Raw genomic sequence first — 20,230 nt, forward strand, 5'->3', positions numbered from 1 at the left:
CGCCTCCAGGCCCGCCCGCCCCCGCCACCTGCGGAGCCGACCGGGCGCACCGATCAGAACGCCGATGAGGTACGCCGACGCGGTGGCGGCCGACACGAGCCACACGAGCAGCAGTACGGCGAGCACCCGACCCCGTCCAGCAGGCGCGCCCGGCGAGCACCGGCCGCCCCATCTCCCACGGCCACGCCGACGTTTCCCGGGTCCGGCCGGTCTCGCCACCGCTTCCCGGGTGTTTCGCGCTTCCGGAGTCTCCGCATTACCCGGGGCACCCAAGTTCCCGGGGCCCAGGATTCCCCGGAGCCCGGGACGCCCCGGATTTCCGTCGGCCCCCTTGGGCCGCCTGACTCCCCACAAGCCCGCATCGCCCATCACGACAGCAGCCGGCATCAGCCTCACCCCTGACGCGCCGGTCATTCCTGGCCGGAGCGGCCCCCGTCCAACCGGGCCGCCAGCCGTTCCGTGTCGACCGATGCCCGGCGCAGCACCTCGACCGCGCGCGACTCGGGATCGTCCACGAGGGCGGCGAGCAGGTCGAGACAGGCGGCATGGGTCGCGTACCGGGCGTGCGCGCGGTCGAGTGCGCCGTCCAGGGCGGCGGCCGCGGCCGGTGACCAGCCCGGCACCGTCCCCTCGGTCACCATCGGCACCGCGCCGGAGTCCTCGATGGTGCCGTGCCACTGGAGGCCGTACCCGATACTGCGCTGGACGAGATAGCCGAGCAACCGGGCGACCTGCGCCCCGCTGTCGAACGCCGCCCGCACCGACGGGTCCGACTCCAGGAGTCCGTGCAGCAGGTGGGCCGTGTCCACCTGGCGGTCACCGTCCCGCGTGGCACGCCTGCGGGCAGCGGAGACCACCGACGCGAGCTCCACGGTGAGTCGCGTGTCGAGGTCCTCGCGTGGAGGGCCCCCTCCGTTATACGCAGTACGGTTTTGCACAATCCCCACCCCACCAGCAGCCGACGCCCGGAACATCCCCGGCGGGAAGCATTTGCGCATCCGCCCATGGTTGGGCACGCCTTCGCCGCATCTCATCCTTGCGGAGGAGAGGCGACGCGCCGTCCCGGAGGCCGAGTGGGACGCACTCCGACGCCTGGACCTTCCGGGACGACCGCCGCACCGCCGGCTCACCCGGCCCCGCGGAGCGCCCCGCCCCGAGGCGAAGCGCGCCCCACCCCCAAGCAGCACGCAGTCGACCGGAAGACGCCGGCCCGCACGCCCGCCCCCACACAAAGGGGCCGTGACCGGTTCCCCGGCCACGGCCCCATCGAACTCACCCGTCACGTCGCGCCTCAACTCCACGCGGCCGACGGCGGGCGGATCACTCGTCCTCGGCGAGGATCAGGTACAGCTCCTTGCGGGCCTTGTTGACCACCGAGATGGCCTTCTCCCGCTGCTCGGGCGTACCGGTGGACCACACCTGGCGGAACGCATCGATCAGTCCGCCGCCCGCCTTGCGGATCTCGTTCATGGCCTCCCAGTCGACGCCTCGGCCGGCTTCCTCCCAGGGGGCGTCGGCGACGCTCTCCGTCTCCGTACGTCCGGCCTCGGTCAGCGAGAAGAGCTTCTTGCCGCCCTCGCTCGCGCTGCTGATCAGCCCCTCGTCCTCCAGGAGCTGGAGGGTGGGGTACACCGAGCCGGGGCTCGGCTTCCAGGCGCCGCCACTGCGCTCGGCGATCTCCTGGATCATCTCGTAGCCGTGCATCGGCCGGTCCTTCAGCAGAGCCAGGATCGAGGTGCGTACGTCACCGCGCCGCGCCCGGCCGCGCGGCCCGCCACCGCGGCCCCGGCCGCCACCGAACGGCGGCCCGCCGAAGGGCGGCCCGAACGGCCCGAACGCGGCCCGCCGCCCCTCGAACCGTCCTTCGTGGTCTCCTGCGCCGCGCCAGCCGTGGCCGTGGTGCTCGTGTCCATGGGAACGCATGAGGCGCTCCTTTCTCTTCGTGATGGCTTCCTGCGATCACTCACGACATCACTCTGATCGTTCGCGATGCCTCAACGATATATCGGAACTGTTCGGCTGGCAACGCCCCGGGGGCAGCGAGCCTCCATGCCTGCCGTACGACCATGCCCGCCGTACGACGGTGGCGCTTCAGGCGCCGCGCCGTCGGCTGCCCGCGACCGGCGGGCGCCGGAAAACGGTTCGACGGCCTCCCAGGGGCCTGGCACAGTGGCGCACCATGGCGCACAACGAGCTGGTGACCGCCACGGGCGTGCGGCTCATGCAGGGGCTGGCCCAGCGTCACCGCCACCCGTCCGGACCTGGTGAACAGCGAAGCGTCGTTCGGCGAGCCGCCGGCCTGGAACTGGGGCAAGGGGCACGTCGGCAACGGCGCGAGCCGGCGCCGTCGACTGCGGTTCTCCGGCGGGGCCCTGGCGGCGTGGGGCTGGGCCCAACTTCCGCACCAGGTGCGGCGGAACGACGGATCGGTGAAGGACGGCACCGCCGCCCGTCTGGCGTATCAGGTCCATCCCGGCCACGCCGGGGTGGTCGACGAGGTGATCGACTGGTACGACGGTACGGCGGCGGGCATCGAGCGTACGGTGACGCCGTGCGCCGCCGACGCGTTCGCCCCGAAGCGATGGGCGGCGCACGGTCATGAGACCGCCCCGGTCCGATTCGGCGCCACCGGGCCCTGGATTCAGCTCAACGGGCGGGACCTCACCGACCTGGAACAGCCGGTGTTACCGGACGGGTACCGGTTCCGCACCGCCGACGAGGCCGGGGCCGATGGCCGCGGTCCAGGCCCATCTGGACGCCTGGGCTCCCTCGCCGTACCCGGCCGAGAGCCACCAGGGCGTCCGGCAGACCGCGGCGTACCAAAGTGACCTGCACATTCTGGTGGAGGCGCAAGACGGAACGATGGCTGCCTCGACGATCCTGTGGCTCGACGAAGCGAACAGGGCCGCTGCGTTCGAGCCGGTCGGTACGCATCCGGGCCACCGGCGCCGGGGGCCGGCACGAGCGATGCCGCTGCCCGGGATGTGTCTGGCGCGGGCTGAGGGGGCCACTCGTGTGACGGTCGCCTGTCCGGGCGCGCCGGGGCACCCCCGGGCGCGCGGGCTGTACTACGGCGTCGGGTTCCGGGAGTCCACGCGGAACGCGCCGCTCATCAAAACCAGGACCGAGGGCTGAGGACCGGTCGTTCGCACCGTCGTCGGTCAGGCCGTGTCGGCTCGGGCGACGACCTGACGTGGGCGGATGTGGGGGAGTGACGGTTTTGCCTGGTGAGCCGGGGCCACCTGCGGGGTCGGGCCGCGGAGGCCCGGTCTCGCCGGGCCTGTGGCGCGACGCCGACTTCCGTCGGCTCTGGGCAGGTCAGACCGCCTCGCAGTTCGGGGAACGCACCGGCCAGGTGGTGCTGCCGCTCATCGCCGTGCTGGCGCTCGACGCCGGCGCGACGGAACTCGGCGCTCTGCGCGCGCTGGAGCAAGCCCCCGTCCTGCTGCTCTCGCTCCTCGCCGGCGCGTGGGTGGACCGCCGACGGGCCCGCGACGTGATGATGGCGGCGGATCTCGGGCGGGCTCTCGCGCTGGCGGTGCTCCCCTGCGCGTACCTCCTCGGCGTTCTCGGGTTTCCGACGCTGGTCGCTGTCGCGCTTCTCGTCGGCGTGCTCAGTGTGTTCTTCGACGTGGCGTACCAGGCTTCGCTCGTACGGCTGGTACGACGCGACCAGTTGACGCAGGGCAACAGCGCACTCGAAGGCAGCAGGTCGGCAGCGCAGATCGGCGGTCCCGCGCTCGGCGGCGCGTTGGTGTCGCTGCTGTCGGCGCCCGTCGCCGCCGCGGCCGGTGCGTGCTGCTTCGCCCTGTCCTACCTGTCGGTCCGCCGGATCCGCCGACCCGAGTCGATGTCCGAGGGCGCCGACAGCGACGCCACGGCCCCTCGCGTTGGCACCACGAACGTTGCCGAATGTCCTCCGACCGAGGACGATCACGCTGCGAACGCTGACGACCCGGCCACCGGCAGACACGCCACGAACGCGGACGGCCCGGCAGCAGGCGTCGCTGCCAGGGGTCAGCCCTCCCACCTGTGGCAACGGATCGGCGCAGGGCTGCGTTTCGTCGCCGGTGATGCCTCGCTGCGGGCCGTGGGCCTGGCCTCGGCCGCCTTCCAGTTCTCCTTCGCGGCCCTGATGACCGTCTATCTGCTCTTCCTGCCCCGCGAACTGCACCTTTCGGGCACCGGCGTCGGCCTGGCGCTCGCGGCGACGGGCCCGGGCGCGGTCGCGGGCTCGCTGCTGGCCGGGTGGCTGCCGCGCAGGTACGGCTACGGTGTGGTGCTGGTGGCGGCGGCGGTTCTCGCCGATGGTGTGCTGCTCTGCGTCCCCGCGCTGCACGGCTCCACCGCCGCTACGGTCGTCCTGCTCATGGGCATCAACTTTCTCTTCGGCACCTTCAGTCAGTTGGTCAATGTCACCGTCATGGCCGTACGCCAGGCCGTCACACCCGTACCCCTCCAGGCCCGGGTCGTGGCGACGATCAACTGCGCCGGCCTGGGGCTGGCCCCGCTCGGTTCGTTGCTCGGCGGCCGGCTGGCCGACCAGTGGGGGCTGCGCGCCGCTCTGCTGGTGACCGCCGCCGGACTGTCGCTCTCCCCGTTGGTCATGTGTCTGTCCCCGCTGGCCCGCCTGGGCAAGAGCCTCCCAGGGGAGCACTCGCGCCTGTACGAGTACGAGTAGGTCGCCCGCGCCCCCGCCCGGCAGGGCCCAGCACCGCTCACGGGCCGTCAGGGCTTTCGGTCCAAGTAGCCCGCGAGGGCGCTGCGGTTGCGTTGGAGGTCGCCTATGCGTTCGTCGGTGTCCGCCAGCGCCCGGCCCAGGATGGTCCGCACGTCCCCGCACATCTCGAACTCCGGCTGCTCGCCCCGGGCGCACGGCAGCACCGCGCGGATCATCTCGGTGGTCAGGCCCGCGTCCAGCAGGGCACGGACCTGCCGCACGGTGACCACCGTGTCGTCGTCGTAGTAGCGATAGCCGTTCGGGCCGCGCTCGGCGTCCAGCAGGTCCTGCTCCTCGTAGTACCGCAGCAACCGCGCGCTGACCCCGGTCCGCCGGGACAACTCCCCTATCAGCATGTGTCCCATCCCCCTGCCCCGCCCCATTCGAGCTTGACCTTCCCATCGGTGTGAAGCCTTAACGTCGGCCCACGGAGCCGACATCCCGCGCCCGCCGCCCACGGTGCCGGGCGACGGACCACCGCCGTTTCCCTCATGATCCCGTACCGCTGGAGTGACGTCATGACCTCTTTCGTTGTTCAACGTAACGGCCGGACGGCGACGGCCGAGGACTTGACGCCGCTCGCCTTCGCGGGCTATGCCCACTTCACCGCCATGCAGGTGCGCGGGGGCCGGATCCGGGGCCTCGACCTCCACCTGGAGCGGCTCCGGACCGCGTCGGCAGAGATGTTCGGCCGGGCGGTGGCCGACGACCTGGTACGGGCCCACCTGAGGACGGCGCTGGAGGCGGGGCCGGACGATCTCTCGCTGACGGCCACCATGTACTCGCCCGCGGGCGAGTTCACCGTGGCCGGGGCCGACGTGGAACCCGAGACGCTGGTCCGTACGGGCCCGGCCGCCTCCGGGCCGCAGGGGCCGCTGGCCCTGGCGGCGGTCGCGTACGAGAGGCCCCTCCCGGCCGTGAAACACGTGGGCGAGGTGGGCAAGACGTACTTCCTCCGGCAGGCCGCGGACCAGGGCTTCGACGACGCCGCCTTCATCGACCGCCGAGGCCGGCTCAGCGAAGGGACCATCTGGAACCTGGCCTTCTGGGACGGCTCCGCAGTGGTGTGGCCCGCGGCCGAGATGCTGGGCGGCACCACGATGGGCATCCTCCGGCGACAACTGGACGGCCTCGGCGTCCCCCAGCGCGTCCGGGAGGTCACCCGTGCCGACCTGCCCGCGCTGGCCGGCGGCGTGGTCATGAACTCGTGGACACCGGGCGTGGCCGTACACCGGATCGGCTCGGTGCCCCTGCCGGACGCCCCGGACTTCCTGGAACTGCTGCACCGCGCGTACGAGTCCGAGCCGCTGGTCGCTCCCTGAGCTGCCGTGCCCGAATCGCGTCCGGAACGCTTCGGCATCCACGGCGGGGTGTCTGCCCGGCCCCCATGACACCGGCACGGACTGGCCCTACCCCCGTCCGCATCAGAGGCATCCACTTCGCCCACCCTTTCCCACCTCAGACCGAAAATCAGTCCAGTCAATCGCGATTGGCCTTAGGAGTGGACGATGTGGCCTCCTAAGATCCAAGCCATGAGGATTCGTATCGTTGACGCCTTCACCGACCGCCCCTTCGGCGGCAATCCCGCCGGAGTCGTCCTGTTCGACGCCGGTGGCTTTCCCGACGACGCCTGGCTCCAGCGGGTCGCCGCCGAGGTCAACCTCTCCGAGACCGCCTTCGCCCATCCGCTGCCCGCGGGCGGTACTGCCGACTGGGCGCTGCGCTGGCTCACCCCGGCCGCCGAGGTGAACATGTGCGGTCACGCCACACTGGCCACCGCGCACGTCCTGCACACCACCGGGACCGCCCCCGGTACGGTCCGCTTCGCCACCCGCAGCGGGGTGCTGACCACGACGGCCGACGACAGCGGCGCGGTCACCATGGACTTCCCGACCGCTCCGCTGAGGGCGGTCGAGGTGCCGCCGGCCGTCGCCACGGCGCTGGGCGTGGAGATCCGCGGTGCGTACGACACCGGCGAGAACCTCGGTGACCTCCTCGTCGAGTTGGCCGACGAGAAGACCGTACGGGCGCTGGAGCCGGACCTGAGGACCCTCACCTCGCCCGGTGGCCGCGGCGTCATCGCCACCGCGGCGGCCGAAGCCCCCGGCAGCGGTTACGACTTCGTCAGCCGCTGCTTCTTCCCGGCCGTGGGCATCGACGAGGACCCGGTGACGGGCAGCGCGCACACCGCGCTCGCGCCGTTCTGGTCGGCCCGGCTGGGGCGCGACGAACTCACCGGCCTCCAGGGCCCCGCTCGCCGCACGGGTCTCGTACGGACGGCGCTGCGCGACGACCGTACGCTGCTCACCGGCTCGGCCGTCACCGTCATCGAGGGCGAGCTGCTCGCCACCCCCTGAGGCCCGCCGGATATCTGTCCGGAAAGGTGCCAGGGCCTGGGATCAGCCACCGGCCGGCCCCAGGCCCCGCCTTGGCCGGCCTGCTCCCGGGCCCCGCGTCGGACGGGCGGTCCCGCAGTCGGCGGCCGTCCCTCACGCCGTAGGCAGCCATCCCACCTTCCCCGCGAGCAGCGCGTACCCGAGGAACGCCACGATGTCGATCAGCGCGTGCGCGGCGATCAGCGGGCCGACCCGCCCCCAGCGCCGGTACAGCAGGACGAAGATCACGCCCATGACCATGTTCCCGAGGAACCCGCCGACGCCCTGGTAAAGGTGGTACGAACCGCGCAGCACCGCACTCGCCACCAGCGCGGCCACCGGGGTCCACCCCAGTTGCCCCAGCCGCCGCAGCAGATAACCGACGACGATGACCTCCTCGACGACGGCGTTCTGCACCGCCGAGGCGATCAGCACCGGGAATTTCCACCACACGTCGGGCAGCCCTTCCGGGACCACCGTCAGGTTGAAACCGGCCGCCCGCGCCCCGAGGTACAGCAGCAGTCCGCTGCCCCCGATGACCGCCGCCACGCCGGCCCCGCGCCCCAGGTCGGCCCCGGGCCTGCGTCCGTCGAAGCCGACCGCCCGGAGGCCGCCGACCCGCTCCCGGATCAGCAGGTGCGCCACCAGCGCCACGGGGACGAGAGCGGTGGCGATGCCGAACACCTGCCAGGCCAGGTCGAGCCACGGGCGTCCCGGCGCGTGCGAGGAGTTCAGCAGCGCGGCCTGGTCCTTGAGGCCCCCGGGTTTCGTCAGCGACCCGATGAAACTGATGAGCGCGGACACGCCGCTCGCGCCGAGCGAGAGCGCCAGGACCAGCACCGTCTCACCGCGCAGGATCCGTTGCGAGAGTCCGCCGTCCACGCCGTCGTCCCGCCCTTCTCCCGGGCCCGGCCGCTGCCGGCCGGCGGATTCCGCACCGGTCACGGGACTTGTGTCCGACTGCACAGTTGCCTCCAGTTCCGCACTACCGCGACTACCTCACCACGGCTCCGCCGCTCCACTGCCATGGAACGTCATGAGAGGAACGTCCTAGCTTGCCCGACACGGCCTGGGCGAGCCGCACGGGGCGGCGCCCTCAGGGCCTCGCCCCCTTCCCACCCGTTCGCTACAGTGCGGCCCGGGCCGTGACTGGCGCTTGGGTGGAGTACCACCGGGGAGCGGCCCGGCAGCCGTTGCCGATGCCGTGCGCCTGGGCGATTCCTCATGACGCTCAGGAGTGACCCATGACGCAGACGCAGCCGGCCCGCCTGATGGAGGGCACCCATCTCGCCCGCCGGATCATCGGGACCGGAGCCGCGGCGGCCGACCGCCTCCGGCAGCGCACCGGGACGGCGCCCTGCCTGGCGACCGTGCTGGTCGGGGACGATCCGGCTTCGGTGACCTACGTACGGATGAAGCGCGCCCGGTGCGAGCAGGCGGGGATACGGTCACGGCACGTGGCGCTGCCCGCCTCGGTCAGCACCGGCGGCCTGGTCGAGACGATCACCGCGCTGTCCGAGGACCCCGACGTGCACGGCATCCTGCTCCAGCACCCTGTAGGGCCGCACATCGACGAGCGTGCCGCCTTCGAGGCGATCGCCCCGGAGAAGGACGTCGACGGCGTCACCACGCACTCCTTCGCGGCGATGGCTTTCGGACTGCCCGGTTTCGTCTCCTGCACGCCCGGCGGCATCATGCGCCTGCTGGACGCGTACGGCGTCGGGCTCTCCGGGAAGCACGCGGTCGTCGTGGGGCGCAGCGCGATCCTGGGCAAGCCGGCCGGGATGTTGCTGCTCGGCCGGGACGCGACGGTGACGTACTGTCACTCGCGTACCACCGGCCTCTCCGGCCTCGTGCGGGAGGCCGATGTACTGATCGCGGCGGTCGGCCGACCACGCTTCATCGAGGGGGCGGCCATCAAGCCCGGCGCCGTGGTGATCGACGCCGGTTACAACCCCGGCAATGTCGGCGACGTGGATTTCGAGAGCGCCCGGGAACGAGCGAGTCTGATCACTCCGGTGCCGGGTGGTGTCGGTCCGATGACCATCGCCGTTCTCCTGGCCCAGACGGTCGAGGCGGCGGAGCGTCAGCTCGCGGCCGGCTGACGCTCCCGCCCCACCGCTCGCGAGCCTTCACCCCCGCCCCGCCGCCACCGGGGCGGCGGTCCACTCGACGGGCCAGGCGTGCACCGGCTCCCCCATGTGCATCAGCTCGCTGTACCGCTGGGTCATCGCCGCCAGCGCGGCGCCCCGGTCCAGGCCGCGGCCGAGCGCGTGGTGGTAGGCGGCGGCCTGCCAGGACGCCCCGTTCACGTGGCGCCGGCAGCGTGCTTCGATCACGCCGAGGTAGTGGTCGCGGTCGACCGGTTCGACGCCCCAGGCGTCCAGCCCGGCCGCGGCCATGGGCAGCAGTTCCTGGCGCACCAGGCGTACGGCGGAGATCTCGCCGAGGCCGCCGGAGCGGCCGGGGCGGGGCCACTTCAGTACGGCGTCGATGCCGCGGCGGCACGCGGTGTCGAAGTTCTCGGCCGCCGCGGCGAACGGCATCCGGGTCCACACCGGTCGCGGCTCCTCGGCCAGCGTCCGCACCAGGCCGTAGTAGAAGGCCGTGTTGGCGATGACGTCGGTGACGGTGGGGCCCGCGGGCAGCACGCGGTTCTCGACCCTGAGGTGCGGGACGCCGTCGGCGACGCCGTACACCGGGCGGTTCCAGCGGTAGACGGTGCCGTTGTGCAACACCAGCTCCGCCAGGCTCGGGATGCCGCCCTCGTCCAGGACGGCGAGGGGCTCCTCGTCCGAGTGGATGGGCAGCAGCGGCGGGAAGAAGCGCAGATTTTCCTCGAACAGCTCGTACGGGGCGTCGATCCAGCGCTCCCCGAACCAGGTGCGCGGTCGCACCCCCTGGGCCCGCAGCTCCGGCGGCCGTACGTCGGTGGCCTGCTGGAACACCGGAGGGCGGGACTCGCGCCACAGTTCGCGGCCGAAGACGAACGGCGAGTTGGCGCCGACCGCGATCTGGACGGCGGCGACGGCCTGGGCCGCGTTCCAGACGGCGGGGAAGCGGTTCGGGGTGACCTGGAGGTGCAGTTGCACCGAGGTGCACGCGGCCTCGGGCGCGATGGAGGCCGAGGAGGACTCCAGCCGTTCGACGCCCTCCAGCTCGATCCGGAAGTCCTCGCCGCGCGCGGCCCTCATCTGGTCGTTGAGCAGGACATAGCGGTCGATCTCCGAGAGGTTGGAGGCGACCAGGTCCTCGGCGGCCAGCGTCGGCAGAATGCCGATCATCACAATACGGGCGGCCACTTCGGCGGCCTTGCGGTCGGCGTAGGCCAGGCCCGTGCGCAGTTCTTCGGCGAGCTGGTCGAGGACGCGCCCGGAGAGCCGGTGCGGAAGGATATTGACTTCCAGGTTGCACTGGGCCAGTTCGGTCTGGAAATCGCGGCTCGCGATGCGCTCCAGAACCTGTGAGTTCATCATGCGCGGCATGCCGTCCGGCCCGGCGAGATTCAATTCGATCTCCAGCCCCATCAGATTCTTGGGGCGGTCGAACCGCTTGTCGTCCAGGAGCCTCTGCAATCCCGTCAGGCACTCGTGCAGCTTTCTCCGATAGCGTTGCCGGTCCGTGAGGCCGTTACCGCCCGCCGCAACCTTCTCCCCCATCGAAGCGTCCCTCCTCGTGACGACGGGCCCGGCCCGGCGGGCCGCCCGGGCCTTCCGGCAGCGCCCGGGGCCACCGGGCTCCCCGGCGGCGCCCCGGCGAACGCGCTACGGTCGATGATGCCCGGCAATCCGATCGACAACGCCTCGGACGTGCGCCGGAACCGGTAGACTCCGGGAGACGCAGGGGCTGGCACATTCCGAGGGCATACCGTCGGGTCCGGAGGCCGGCTCATTGCGTCGCGGTAAACGCTGTCGAGATCGGCGAAAAGACCGTCCGGATCCGGCCTACCGTGTTCACGGCGGAATAGCAGGCCGTCGCACCACGCGCCGCACAAAGGCGCAGAAAACACCGCTCGGACGGGTCCGGATATCGCCTTGTCGGCAATCCATGGAACGGCTAGCCGAAACACTTGGTGAACACACGTCGTATAAACTTCGCTGACGAGGCAGAGAGTTGGCGCCCAGCGTTGCGGTGTTCCACCGGGGCTGCGGCACAGCGGCTGACCCCGCCGGGCCGACATCCCCGGTCGGCCGAGTACTGGCGCTCTGACCCCGCACGCTGACGACGTCGTCCGCACCATGCCCAGCACCACCGTGTCTCCCAAGTGAGAGGCGACCCACCATGCCGCTGCATGTTCCCCCTGCCCCCGCGCCTGCCCTCCGCAGTGTCCTCGCCGCCCTCGGTTCCCCCACCGCCGTGCGCGAGGCCCGCACTCCCGCCCTCCGTGCCCATCAGGGTCCGCTGCACCCCGAACTCCCTCTTCCCGTGCACGTGTTGGACGATGTCAGCCACCCCGCCGGGCCGCCCCGTACCCGGCTGACCGGCTGGCGCTTCCTGATCCGCAGCGGCGAGCGGTCGGTGGCGACCGCCGAAGCCATGCTCACGGCCGACGGCTGGACCTTCTCGCATTTCTGCGAGGGCCCCTACGTCACGTCGACCGAACGGGCACTGCGTCAGGCGGAGTCCGTACCGACCCCGTACCAGCCGCGCCTGCTGTCCGTGCCGGAGCTGTACATGCTCACCCTGTGGCTGCACCACGATGTCGCCGCAGACGGCGCCGAGGGGGTACCCGCCCCGGGTGACGTCCTGGTCCCGCTGGCGCCGGCCCCGCCGGGCATCGCCGCCCACCGTGCGCACCGGGTGGCGGACCTGCTGCCCCGGCTGAGTCTGCGCCTCGCGCCGGTGCCCCTCCTGGGGTCGCCGGCCTGAGACCCGGCAGGGGGTTCTCCGCGGCGATCGGCCGAGGTCGTACGACGCAACCGCGCACAGGAGCACACCGCCCCACAGGAACGCGCCCCGCGCCTTTCACGGCCGCGGGGCGCTCCGCTGCGCTCACCCGCGCGGAGTACGCGTCCGCCCGCCCCCAACGCCCCGTGGAGAGGACGGACTTGAAATGAACCGACCGCACGGGTGATGCGTCATTATCTAGTGAGTGCCGCTGCAGCCAAATCCCTGCGGAATCCGGCCCGTGGGGCAACACTGGTATCGACCTACTGAAACGGGGGAGCGGCCATGACCATCTCATCGAGCCGCAGGACGAATCAGACCACATCGCAGCGAAAGACGTCATCCATGTGCCAGCATCAACCGCCGTGCCCGACCGCAGACTCCGCCGACCGGGAGGCCGCCCACCTGGTGGCGCACCACCCGGAGCAGGGCTGGAGCCTGCTGTGCAACGGTGTCCTCCTGTTCGAGGACACCGGTGAACTGCTGCCGGACGGCCAGGTCATCGCGCCGCACCGGGTTCTGGGCACGCCGCACGTGGCCACCGCTGCCTGACCGCGTCAGCGCACGGCACCACGCACGACCGCACAGCACGGCACAGGCCGAGCGACACCACAGCACAACGGCCAACAGGGCCCCCGGCGTCGACGCCGAGGGCCCTTCGCGTTGCCGCGCGACCGCGAACGGTGCACGCCGACGGCGGATCAGCCGTCGTACTCCTCCAACGGCGGGCAGGAGCACACAAGGTTGCGGTCGCCGAACGCACCGTCGATTCGGCGCACCGGCGGCCAGTACTTCTCCGACGGCTCGACACCGGCCGGGAAGACCGCCTCCTCACGGGTGTACGGGTGCGGCCACTCACCGCTGAGCGCCGCCGCGGTGTGCGGGGCGTTGCGCAGCGGGTTGTCGTCCTTGTCCCACTCCCCCGAGCCGACCTTGTCGATCTCCGCACGGATCGCGATCATCGCGTCGCAGAAGCGGTCCAGCTCGTGCAGGTCCTCGCTCTCGGTCGGCTCGATCATCAGCGTGCCGGCCACCGGGAAGGACATCGTCGGCGCGTGGAAGCCGTAGTCGATCAGCCGCTTGGCGACGTCGTCGATGCTCACGCCGGTCGCCTTGGTCAGCGGCCGTACGTCGATGATGCACTCGTGCGCGACCAGACCGCCGGGGCCGGTGTAGAGCACGGGGTAGTGCGGCTCCAGGCGCTTGGCGATGTAGTTGGCGCCGAGCACCGCGACCTGGGTGGCGCGCGTGAGGCCCGCGCCGCCCATCAGCCGGACGTACGCCCAGGAGATGGGGAGGATGCCCGCGGAGCCCCACGGCGCGGCGGAGACGGGGCCCACGCCCGTCTCCGGGCCGGCGGTGGGCTGGAGCGGGTGGTTGGGCAGGTACGGCGCCAGGTGGGCGCGGACGCCGACCGGGCCGACGCCGGGGCCGCCGCCGCCGTGCGGGATGCAGAAGGTCTTGTGCAGGTTCAGGTGCGAGACGTCGCCGCCGAACGAGCCCGGCTCGGCGAGCCCGACCAGCGCGTTGAGGTTGGCGCCGTCCACGTACACCTGGCCGCCGGCGTCGTGCACCGCCGCGCAGATCTGCGTGATGTGTTCCTCGAACACGCCGTGCGTGGACGGGTAGGTCACCATCAGCACCGCGAGCTCGTCACGGTACTGCTCTATCTTGGCGTGCAGGTCGTCGGCGTCCACCTCGCCGTCCTCGCCGGTCTTGACGACGACGACCTTCATGCCGGCCATCACGGCGCTGGCGGCGTTGGTGCCGTGCGCGGAGGACGGGATCAGGCAGACCGTGCGCTGCTCGTCGCCGTTGGCGCGGTGGTACGCCCGTACGGCCAGCAGACCGGCCAGTTCGCCCTGTGAGCCGGCGTTCGGCTGGATGGAGACCTTGTCGTAGCCGGTGACCGTGGCCAGCCGCTCCTCCAGCTCTGCGATGAGCGTGAGGTAGCCCTGCGCCTGCTCGACCGGCGCGAACGGGTGGAGCTGGCCGAACTCGGGCCAGGTGACCGGCTCCATCTCGGCCGTCGCGTTCAGCTTCATGGTGCACGAGCCGAGCGGGATCATGCCGCGGTCCAGCGCGTAGTCCTTGTCCGACAGGCGGCGCAGGTAGCGCAGCATGGCGGTCTCGGAGCGGTACTGGTGGAAGACCGGGTGCGTCAGGTACGTGTCACGGCGCAGCAGCTCCTGGGGCAGCGCGTCGGCCACGGCCGCGTCCAGCCGCTCGATGTCGGCCTGCACGCCGAAGGCGCGCCACACCGCGTGCACCTGCGCGCGCCCGGTGGTCTCGTCGCAGGCGACGCCCACCAGGTCGGCGTCCACGAGCCGCAGGTTGACCCCGGCCTCGCGGGCCGCGGCGACGGCCTCGGCGGCCCGGCCCGGCACCCGTACGGTCAGCGTGTCGAAGTACCCGCCGTGCACGACCTCGACGCCGCCCGCACGAAGGCCCTCCGCCAGGACGGAGGCGTAGCGGTGGGTACGGCGGGCGATGGCCGCGAGGCCGTCCGGGCCGTGGTAGACGGCGTACATCCCCGCCATCACCGCGAGCAGCACCTGTGCGGTGCAGATGTTGCTGGTGGCCTTCTCCCGGCGGATGTGCTGCTCACGCGTCTGGAGGGCGAGCCGGTACGCCTGGTTGCCGTCGGCGTCCACCGAGACGCCGACCAGGCGGCCGGGCAGGCTGCGGGCGAACTTCTCGCGTACGGCCATGAATCCGGCGTGCGGGCCGCCGAAGCCCATCGGGACACCGAACCGCTGCGTGGTGCCGACGGCGATGTCGGCGCCCAGCTCACCCGGCGAGGTCAGCAGCGTCAACGCCAGCAGGTCGGCGGCGACGGTGACGATCGCGCCCAGCTCGTGTGCCTGTCCGATGACGGCACGCGGGTCCCGTACGGCGCCGGAAGCGCCCGGGTACTGGAGCAGCACACCGAAGACGCCGCGCTCGGCCACCTCCGCCGGGATGCCCGCGGACAGGTCCGCCACCACGACCTCCACGCCCGTCGGCTCGGCGCGGGTCTCGATGACGGCGATGGTCTGCGGCAGACAGTCGGCGTCGACCAGGAAGACGCCCTGCTTGACCTTGCCCACGCGCCGCGAGAGGGCCATCGCCTCGGCGGCGGCCGTGCCCTCGTCCAGCAGCGAGGCGCCGGAGGTCGGCAGTCCGGTCAGGTCGGCGACCATGGTCTGGAAATTGAGCAGCGCCTCCAGGCGGCCCTGCGAGATCTCCGGCTGGTACGGGGTGTACGCCGTGTACCAGGCGGGATTCTCCATCACGTTGCGCAGGATCACCGGCGGGGTGAACGTGCCGTGGTAGCCGAGCCCGATCATCGGAGCGAGCACCTGGTTACGGTCCGCGAGCGCCCGCAGCTCGGCCAGCACCTCGGCCTCGGAACGACCCTGGGGCAGGCCCAGCGCCTCCGCGCTCTTGATCACGTCCGGTACGGCGGCCGCGGTGAGTTCGTCCAGCGATCCGAACCCGACCTGCGCGAGCATCTTGGCCTGGGCCTCCGGACCGGGGCCGATGTGCCGCTGCTCGAACGGCGTGCCTCGTTCCAGCTCGGTCAGGGAGATGCGGTTGGTGGTCATCTGCGGGGGCCTCCTGGTCGTTTCGACCTACGCGGGGCACCACGGCGCTGGTGCCCGGACGGCCTCCCCCTCTGTCATCTCAACCTGAGAGCTTCACCGGTCCCGCACGCGGTACCGGCTTTCACCGTCGGTGAGGAGGGGTTCCGGCGCTGTGCCCGTCCGTGGCCCGCCCTGCTTTCCAGAGTGACCTCGTCCATGCGGTACGTGAGCCTGAGAGATTCCGGGGAGGAGTTGCTCCTTCGGCGCCTCCGCCATGATCGACGAAGGACTCTCCCGCATGGGGTCTGCAGCCGTTCGCCAGCCTACCAGCGCGGCGAACGGACGTTCCTTCGAGTGGCCGGGGCATGAATTGTGCCGTTTGGTAGTTGTCACAAGGCAGTTGCGACCACTTGGAGGGACCGTGCAGACCGATATCGATCCCCGCAGCTTGATCGGCCGCAAGGCGTTCGACAAGAACGGAACCAAGATCGGCACCGTCGACGAGGTGTACCTGGACGACGCGACCGGCGAACCGGAATGGGCGGCCGTACGCACCGGGATCTTCAGCCGGGACGCGTTCGTGCCCCTGGAGCCCAGCGACCTGGTCGACGAGGCGCTGCACGTCCCCTACGACCGCAAGCTGATCAAGGACGCGCCGGACTTCGGGGTGGGCCGCCACCTCTCGCCGGAGCAGGAACTCCAGCTCTACCACCACTACCGGCTGGACATCCCGGCCCCCGATGCGGTGCCCGATCCAGTGCCCGGGTCGGACGCCGCACCGGCCGACACGGAGTTCGGCCGGGTGGCCGGCGCCGAGGACTGAGCGGCGGAGGGCGCGGCGCCGGGGCCGCCCGGCCCGTGGGAGGCGGTGCCGGCGGGTCTCTCGGAACCGGCCCCGGCGAGGCCACCGGAGGGGTCGCCGGCCCCGTCGGCCGGCTCGTCCGGCGCACCGGACGGCTCGCCCCGCCACCCGTCCGGCGGGCCGCCCACCAGCGGCAGCGGCTCGCCGGGCCGCAATGCGGGGTCGTCGACCCGGAAGGTGCGCACCCGCCCGGGCCCGGTCCACGGCTGCTCGAACCGTACGGTCACCCGGCCCACCCCGCTGCCCTGCACCCACCCGGCCCCGAACTCGTCATGGACGACGTCGAGCCCCGGGAGCCACCGCCGGGGCCGCTCGGGTTCGTCGACGGCCATCCGCGCGGCCTCGTCGGCCGCCCGGCGCTCCCGCTCGGCCTCCTCCTCGGCGGCCTTCTCCGTCGCCACCTGGGCGAACAGGTCCTCCTGCGTGAAGTCCGCGAGGCCGGTCACGCCCACGCCCAGCAGCCGTACGCCACCCGTCGTGTCCACCAGATCCAGCAGCCGGGCCGCGGCCTCCCGCACCACCCCCGGGTCGTCCGTGGGCCCGCGCAGCGTCTCCGACCTGGTCAGCGTCGAGAAGTCGTAGTTGCGCACCTTGATCACGACGGTCCGCCCGGACCGCCCGGCCGCCCGCAGCCGCTGCACGCACCGGTCCGCCAGCCGCGTCACCTCCGCCCGCACCCGCGTCCGGTCCGTCAGATCCACCTCGAAGGTGTCCTCGACCGATATGGACTTCGCGTCCCGCTCGGCCACCACCGGCCGCTCGTCGCGCCCCAGTGCCATCGCGTACAGCCCGGCACCGTGCGCCCTGCCCAGCAGCCGTACGAGCTCAGCCTCGCCCGCCTCCGCCGTCTCGGCGACCGTGTGGATGCCCGCCCGGCGCAGCGTCTCCGCCGTGGCCGGGCCGACGCCGGGCAGCGTACGCACGGTCATCGGGCCGAGCAGCTCCCGCTCCCTGCCCGGTTCGATGACCACGAGGCCGTCCGGCTTGGCCTGCTCCGAGGCGATCTTGGCGAGCATCTTGGCGCCGGCCAGGCCCACCGACCCGGTGAGCCCCGTCGTACGTCTGATGTCACGCCGCAGCCGCTCCCCCACCTCCCGCACCGCCGCGGTGTCCGGCTCGACGCCGCCCGCCTCCAGGTCCACGAACGCCTCGTCCAGGCTGAGCGGCTCCACCAGCGGCGACAGTGCGTGCAGCAGCTCCATGACCTGGTCGCTCACCTGGCGGTACAGGGTGAAGCGCGGGGTCAGGTACGCCGCGTTCGGGCAGCGGCGCCGGGCCTGGGCGGTGGGCATGGCGGAGCGCACGCCGAAGACCCGGGCCTCGTACGACGCCGTGGAGACCACGCCGCGCGGGCCGATCCCGCCGACCACCACGGGCTTTCCGCGCAGGCTCGGCTTGGCCGCCTGCTCGGCGGCCGCGAAGAACGCATCCATGTCCAGATGCAGGATCGTCGGCGCACGTCTCACACGACCGATCGTCCCCCACACCACTGACAATCGCGCCGACCGACCTCGCCGGCCGACGCACCCAACCGCCGGGTCGCGGCGCGGGAGCGGCGCGGCGCGCCCCTGGGCGCCCGCTACGGCCCCGTTCCCCGCCGCCTCCGGCCGATGGGCGCACCAACCGTTCTCGGCCGCCTCAGAAACCCGCCCAGTGGCCCGTGAGACGTCAGAAGTCCCTCACGCATCACCCGTGTCGGACGCCCGGGCCGTCAGCACGGCCTCGGGCGCGGCCCCTGGCCGCACCCCGCCTGGTCTCAGCCCGCCCGGTTGCGCCGTCGCGCCAGTTCGTCGTGCGGGTTGTGCCGGACCAGCGTCTCGCCGGTGTCCACGCGCTCCCCGTGGAGCTGCGACAGCGCGCCCTCCACGTCGCGCCACACCACGCCCACGGCGATGCCGAAGACGCCCTGCCCGCCCTGGAGCAGATCGACGACCTCGTCGGGCGAGGTGCATTCGTAGACCGTCGCACCGTCGCTCATCAGGGTCATCCTCGCCAGGTCGGACAGCCCGCGGGAGCGCAGGTGCCGGACGGCGGTGCGGATGTTCTGCAAGGACACCCCGGTGTCCAGCAGCCGCTTGACGATCTTCAGGACGACGACGTCCCGGAAGTTGTAGAGCCGCTGGGTGCCCGACCCGTAGGCGGGCCGTACGCTCGGCTCGACGAGCCCCGTACGGGCCCAGTAGTCGAGCTGGCGGTAGGTGATCCCCGCGGCCGCGCACGCCGTCGGGCCGCGGTAGCCGATGGTTTCCGCCCCGCGGTCCCCCGGCACCTCGGCGGCCTGTGCCGGGTTACGGTCAACCGCCCCGGGGTGGAGCGGCACCGCCCCTTCTGCCGCCGTACCGTCGCCGGTGATTGCCACGCCGACCTCCGTCCTCCACGTCCCGGACGGGACCTGCCTTATCGACGGTATGCAGTCACTCGGGGTGCGTCAACGATCGCCGCGCTCGCCACGCCGAGTGATAATCACCCTGCGAGTGGTTTCTCGTGCCCCAGGACGGGGAAAGGCTACTCGAATGCGCGGAAGGCGGCCCTCCGCGCACCCGGCTCACTGGCTGTTGGTGCCGAAGTCCTCGGGCGAGATCTGGTCGAGGAACTCGCGGAACTTCTCCACCTCGTCCTCCTGCTCGTCCGGGATGGCGATGCCCGCGTCGTCGAGGACCCCGTCGGTCCCGTAGATCGGCGTACCGGTGCGCAGCGCCAGCGCTATGGCGTCGGACGGACGGGCGCTGACCTCGACACCGCTGGCGAAGACCAGTTCGGCATAGAAGACCCCCTCGCGCAGGTCCGTGATGCGGACCTGGGTCAGTTCCTGGCCCACCGCTTCCAGCACGTCCTTGAAGAGGTCGTGCGTCAGCGGCCTGGCAGGGGCCATCCCCTGCTGGGCGAAGGCGATGGCGGTGGCCTCCCCCGGCCCGATCCAAATGGGCAGGTAACGATCGCCTCCTACCTCCCGTAGGAGCACGATCGGTTGGTTGGAAGGCATTTCCACCCGGACACCCACGACATCGAGCTCGTTCACACAGCAACCCTAGGACGTGCCCGGCCGGTTTGGGTAGTCGGGCCACCCATTGCTCACGTGAGCCGGACCCGCAGGGCCGACTGGACCAGTGCCGCGTGCAGCCGTACGGACAAGGTGGCCAGCTCTCTGGCCGTGGCCTCGGCATGCTGCCTGGTCTGCGGGTTGCGGTGGCGGCGCAGCGGCGCCACGACCTGCTCGACGAGGTTGGCCTCCCGTTCGGCAGCAGCCTTGACCGCCCTCAGATGGCGGGGTTCCAGACCGAAACGCCCCAGTTCGGCGACGAGCTTGGCGACCGTGACGGCCTCGATGTCGTACCCGCCCCCGGCGTCCGGGACGATGAGCCCGTACGCCTCCCAGTCGGCGAGCTCGGCCTCCTCGACCTCGGCCGCGGCCAGCAGCTCCGCCCGGCCGATCCGGGCGGCCGTGGGCCGGTCGCCGGCCGGCTCGCCCAGGCCCTCGAACAGCTCCCCCACGGGTGCGGCGGGAGCCGGGAGCTGCACCTGTTCGCCCCGCGCGAGGGCGTCGAGATGCTCGCGGATCACTTTCAGCGGAAGATAGTGGTCGCGCTGCATCCGCAGGACGGCCGCCAGCCGGGCGACGTCGTCCGGGCCGAACTTGCGGTACCCGGACGGGGTGCGCCGAGGCTCGACGAGCCCCTCGGCCTCCAAGAAGCGGATCTTGGAGATGGTGACCTCGGGGAACTCGTCGCGCAGCGCGTTGAGCACCGTACCGATGCTCATCAGCTTGCCGTCCGAGGTGGTGCCGGCGGACCCGGCACCACCCGGCGCAGTGCGGTGCATA

Annotated in this window: 19 protein-coding genes and 2 riboswitches; of the genes, 9 read left to right on the top strand and 10 right to left on the bottom strand. The window is 72.0% G+C overall.

Features of this window, described 5'->3' with window-relative positions; translation table 11 throughout:
* Positions 1-410 precede the first annotated feature (410 nt).
* Positions 411-938 carry a Clp protease N-terminal domain-containing protein gene (locus ACH4EB_RS33890; RefSeq protein WP_398352112.1) on the bottom strand — a complete coding sequence of 176 codons (528 nt, stop codon included), beginning with the start codon at positions 936-938 and terminating at the stop codon, positions 411-413.
* A gap of 382 nt (positions 939-1,320) precedes the next feature.
* Positions 1,321-1,923: a PadR family transcriptional regulator gene (locus ACH4EB_RS33895; RefSeq protein WP_398352113.1), complete on the bottom strand. Its 603-nt coding sequence runs from the start codon at positions 1,921-1,923 to the stop codon at positions 1,321-1,323.
* A 341-nt stretch (positions 1,924-2,264) separates the two neighbouring features.
* On the opposite strand from ACH4EB_RS33895, the gene ACH4EB_RS33900 reads away from it, so the two are divergent.
* From ACH4EB_RS33900 to ACH4EB_RS33910, 3 genes are all read left to right on the top strand, one after another.
* Positions 2,265-2,828, top strand: coding sequence for a hypothetical protein (locus ACH4EB_RS33900; protein WP_398352139.1), 564 nt, complete (start codon positions 2,265-2,267; stop codon positions 2,826-2,828).
* On the top strand, positions 2,731-3,135 hold the full coding sequence (locus ACH4EB_RS33905) for a GNAT family N-acetyltransferase (RefSeq protein ID WP_398352114.1): 405 nt from the start codon (positions 2,731-2,733) through the stop codon (positions 3,133-3,135). Before ACH4EB_RS33900 ends, ACH4EB_RS33905 begins: the two co-directional genes overlap by 98 nt.
* An 85-nt stretch (positions 3,136-3,220) precedes the next feature.
* Positions 3,221-4,681, top strand: coding sequence for an MFS transporter (locus tag ACH4EB_RS33910; RefSeq protein ID WP_398352134.1), 1,461 nt, complete (start codon positions 3,221-3,223; stop codon positions 4,679-4,681).
* Between the two features lie 47 nt (positions 4,682-4,728).
* On the opposite strand, the gene ACH4EB_RS33915 is transcribed toward ACH4EB_RS33910, so the two are convergent.
* Complete coding sequence (locus ACH4EB_RS33915) at positions 4,729-5,076, bottom strand: MerR family transcriptional regulator (RefSeq protein WP_398352135.1); 348 nt, start codon at positions 5,074-5,076, stop codon at positions 4,729-4,731.
* Positions 5,077-5,238: 162 nt separating this feature from the next.
* Between ACH4EB_RS33915 and ACH4EB_RS33920 the strand changes: the two genes are divergently transcribed.
* Together ACH4EB_RS33920 and ACH4EB_RS33925 are read left to right on the top strand one after the other, a co-directional pair.
* Positions 5,239-6,042: an aminotransferase class IV family protein gene (locus ACH4EB_RS33920; RefSeq protein WP_398352115.1), complete on the top strand. Its 804-nt coding sequence runs from the start codon at positions 5,239-5,241 to the stop codon at positions 6,040-6,042.
* A gap of 210 nt (positions 6,043-6,252) precedes the next feature.
* Positions 6,253-7,077 (top strand): PhzF family phenazine biosynthesis protein, encoded by an 825-nt coding sequence (locus tag ACH4EB_RS33925; RefSeq protein ID WP_398352117.1) that lies wholly within the window; start codon positions 6,253-6,255, stop codon positions 7,075-7,077.
* A 132-nt stretch (positions 7,078-7,209) separates the two neighbouring features.
* Here ACH4EB_RS33925 and ACH4EB_RS33930 read toward each other — a convergent pair whose 3' ends face one another.
* Entirely contained in the window at positions 7,210-7,977 is a 768-nt protein-coding gene (locus ACH4EB_RS33930; protein ID WP_398352136.1) for a CPBP family intramembrane glutamic endopeptidase, read from the bottom strand.
* A gap of 253 nt (positions 7,978-8,230) precedes the next feature.
* Positions 8,231-8,318, top strand: a riboswitch (ZMP/ZTP riboswitch).
* A 21-nt stretch (positions 8,319-8,339) separates the two neighbouring features.
* On the opposite strand from ACH4EB_RS33930, the gene ACH4EB_RS33935 reads away from it, so the two are divergent.
* Positions 8,340-9,200, top strand: coding sequence for a bifunctional 5,10-methylenetetrahydrofolate dehydrogenase/5,10-methenyltetrahydrofolate cyclohydrolase (locus tag ACH4EB_RS33935; protein ID WP_398352118.1), 861 nt, complete (start codon positions 8,340-8,342; stop codon positions 9,198-9,200).
* Positions 9,201-9,227: 27 nt separating this feature from the next.
* Here ACH4EB_RS33935 and ACH4EB_RS33940 read toward each other — a convergent pair whose 3' ends face one another.
* On the bottom strand, positions 9,228-10,754 hold the full coding sequence (locus ACH4EB_RS33940; protein WP_398352119.1) for a glutamate--cysteine ligase: 1,527 nt from the start codon (positions 10,752-10,754) through the stop codon (positions 9,228-9,230).
* Between the two features lie 622 nt (positions 10,755-11,376).
* Here ACH4EB_RS33940 and ACH4EB_RS33945 point away from each other — a divergent pair.
* Together ACH4EB_RS33945 and ACH4EB_RS33950 are read left to right on the top strand one after the other, a co-directional pair.
* Positions 11,377-11,964, top strand: a complete 588-nt coding sequence (locus ACH4EB_RS33945) for a hypothetical protein (protein WP_398352120.1) — start codon at positions 11,377-11,379, stop codon at positions 11,962-11,964.
* Between the two features lie 363 nt (positions 11,965-12,327).
* Positions 12,328-12,534: a DUF5999 family protein gene (locus ACH4EB_RS33950; protein WP_030019934.1), complete on the top strand. Its 207-nt coding sequence runs from the start codon at positions 12,328-12,330 to the stop codon at positions 12,532-12,534.
* Positions 12,535-12,683: 149 nt separating this feature from the next.
* On the opposite strand, the gene gcvP is transcribed toward ACH4EB_RS33950, so the two are convergent.
* A complete protein-coding gene (gene gcvP / locus ACH4EB_RS33955) occupies positions 12,684-15,569 on the bottom strand; it encodes an aminomethyl-transferring glycine dehydrogenase (protein ID WP_398352121.1) in 2,886 nt (961 codons plus the stop codon).
* A gap of 188 nt (positions 15,570-15,757) precedes the next feature.
* A riboswitch (glycine riboswitch) is annotated at positions 15,758-15,855 on the bottom strand.
* Positions 15,856-15,969: 114 nt separating this feature from the next.
* Here gcvP and ACH4EB_RS33960 point away from each other — a divergent pair.
* On the top strand, positions 15,970-16,371 hold the full coding sequence (locus ACH4EB_RS33960; protein WP_398352122.1) for a PRC-barrel domain-containing protein: 402 nt from the start codon (positions 15,970-15,972) through the stop codon (positions 16,369-16,371).
* Here the strand turns inward: ACH4EB_RS33960 and ACH4EB_RS33965 are convergent.
* The 4 genes from ACH4EB_RS33965 to ACH4EB_RS33980 form a co-directional block, all read right to left on the bottom strand.
* The gene (locus tag ACH4EB_RS33965) at positions 16,263-17,876 is read right to left on the bottom strand and encodes a DNA polymerase IV (protein WP_398352123.1); all 1,614 of its coding nucleotides are present in this window, start codon (positions 17,874-17,876) and stop codon (positions 16,263-16,265) included. The genes ACH4EB_RS33960 and ACH4EB_RS33965 overlap by 109 nt on opposite strands.
* 290 nt (positions 17,877-18,166) lie before the next feature.
* Positions 18,167-18,769, bottom strand: coding sequence for a MerR family transcriptional regulator (locus ACH4EB_RS33970; protein WP_398352125.1), 603 nt, complete (start codon positions 18,767-18,769; stop codon positions 18,167-18,169).
* A 186-nt stretch (positions 18,770-18,955) separates the two neighbouring features.
* Positions 18,956-19,429: a bifunctional nuclease family protein gene (locus ACH4EB_RS33975; protein ID WP_003984965.1), complete on the bottom strand. Its 474-nt coding sequence runs from the start codon at positions 19,427-19,429 to the stop codon at positions 18,956-18,958.
* Between the two features lie 53 nt (positions 19,430-19,482).
* Positions 19,483-20,229, bottom strand: coding sequence for a MerR family transcriptional regulator (locus ACH4EB_RS33980; RefSeq protein WP_398352126.1), 747 nt, complete (start codon positions 20,227-20,229; stop codon positions 19,483-19,485).
* Position 20,230 lies beyond the last annotated feature (1 nt).

Source organism: Streptomyces sp. NPDC018045 (genome assembly GCF_044327445.1).
Lineage (GTDB): Bacteria > Actinomycetota > Actinomycetes > Streptomycetales > Streptomycetaceae > Streptomyces.

Excerpts from the sequence above, each read along its gene's own strand:
- ACH4EB_RS33895 (WP_398352113.1), bottom strand. The coding sequence starts at position 1,923 with ATGCGTTCCCATGGACACGAGCACCACGGCCACGGCTGGCGCGGCGCA.
- ACH4EB_RS33905 (WP_398352114.1), top strand. The coding sequence starts at position 2,731 with ATGGCCGCGGTCCAGGCCCATCTGGACGCCTGGGCTCCCTCGCCGTAC.
- ACH4EB_RS33915 (WP_398352135.1), bottom strand. The coding sequence starts at position 5,076 with ATGCTGATAGGGGAGTTGTCCCGGCGGACCGGGGTCAGCGCGCGGTTG.
- ACH4EB_RS33920 (WP_398352115.1), top strand. The coding sequence starts at position 5,239 with ATGACCTCTTTCGTTGTTCAACGTAACGGCCGGACGGCGACGGCCGAG.
- ACH4EB_RS33925 (WP_398352117.1), top strand. The coding sequence starts at position 6,253 with ATGAGGATTCGTATCGTTGACGCCTTCACCGACCGCCCCTTCGGCGGC.
- ACH4EB_RS33935 (WP_398352118.1), top strand. The coding sequence starts at position 8,340 with ATGACGCAGACGCAGCCGGCCCGCCTGATGGAGGGCACCCATCTCGCC.
- ACH4EB_RS33940 (WP_398352119.1), bottom strand. The coding sequence starts at position 10,754 with ATGGGGGAGAAGGTTGCGGCGGGCGGTAACGGCCTCACGGACCGGCAA.
- ACH4EB_RS33945 (WP_398352120.1), top strand. The coding sequence starts at position 11,377 with ATGCCGCTGCATGTTCCCCCTGCCCCCGCGCCTGCCCTCCGCAGTGTC.
- ACH4EB_RS33950 (WP_030019934.1), top strand. The coding sequence starts at position 12,328 with ATGTGCCAGCATCAACCGCCGTGCCCGACCGCAGACTCCGCCGACCGG.
- gcvP (WP_398352121.1), bottom strand. The coding sequence starts at position 15,569 with ATGACCACCAACCGCATCTCCCTGACCGAGCTGGAACGAGGCACGCCG.
- ACH4EB_RS33980 (WP_398352126.1), bottom strand. The coding sequence starts at position 20,229 with ATGCACCGCACTGCGCCGGGTGGTGCCGGGTCCGCCGGCACCACCTCG.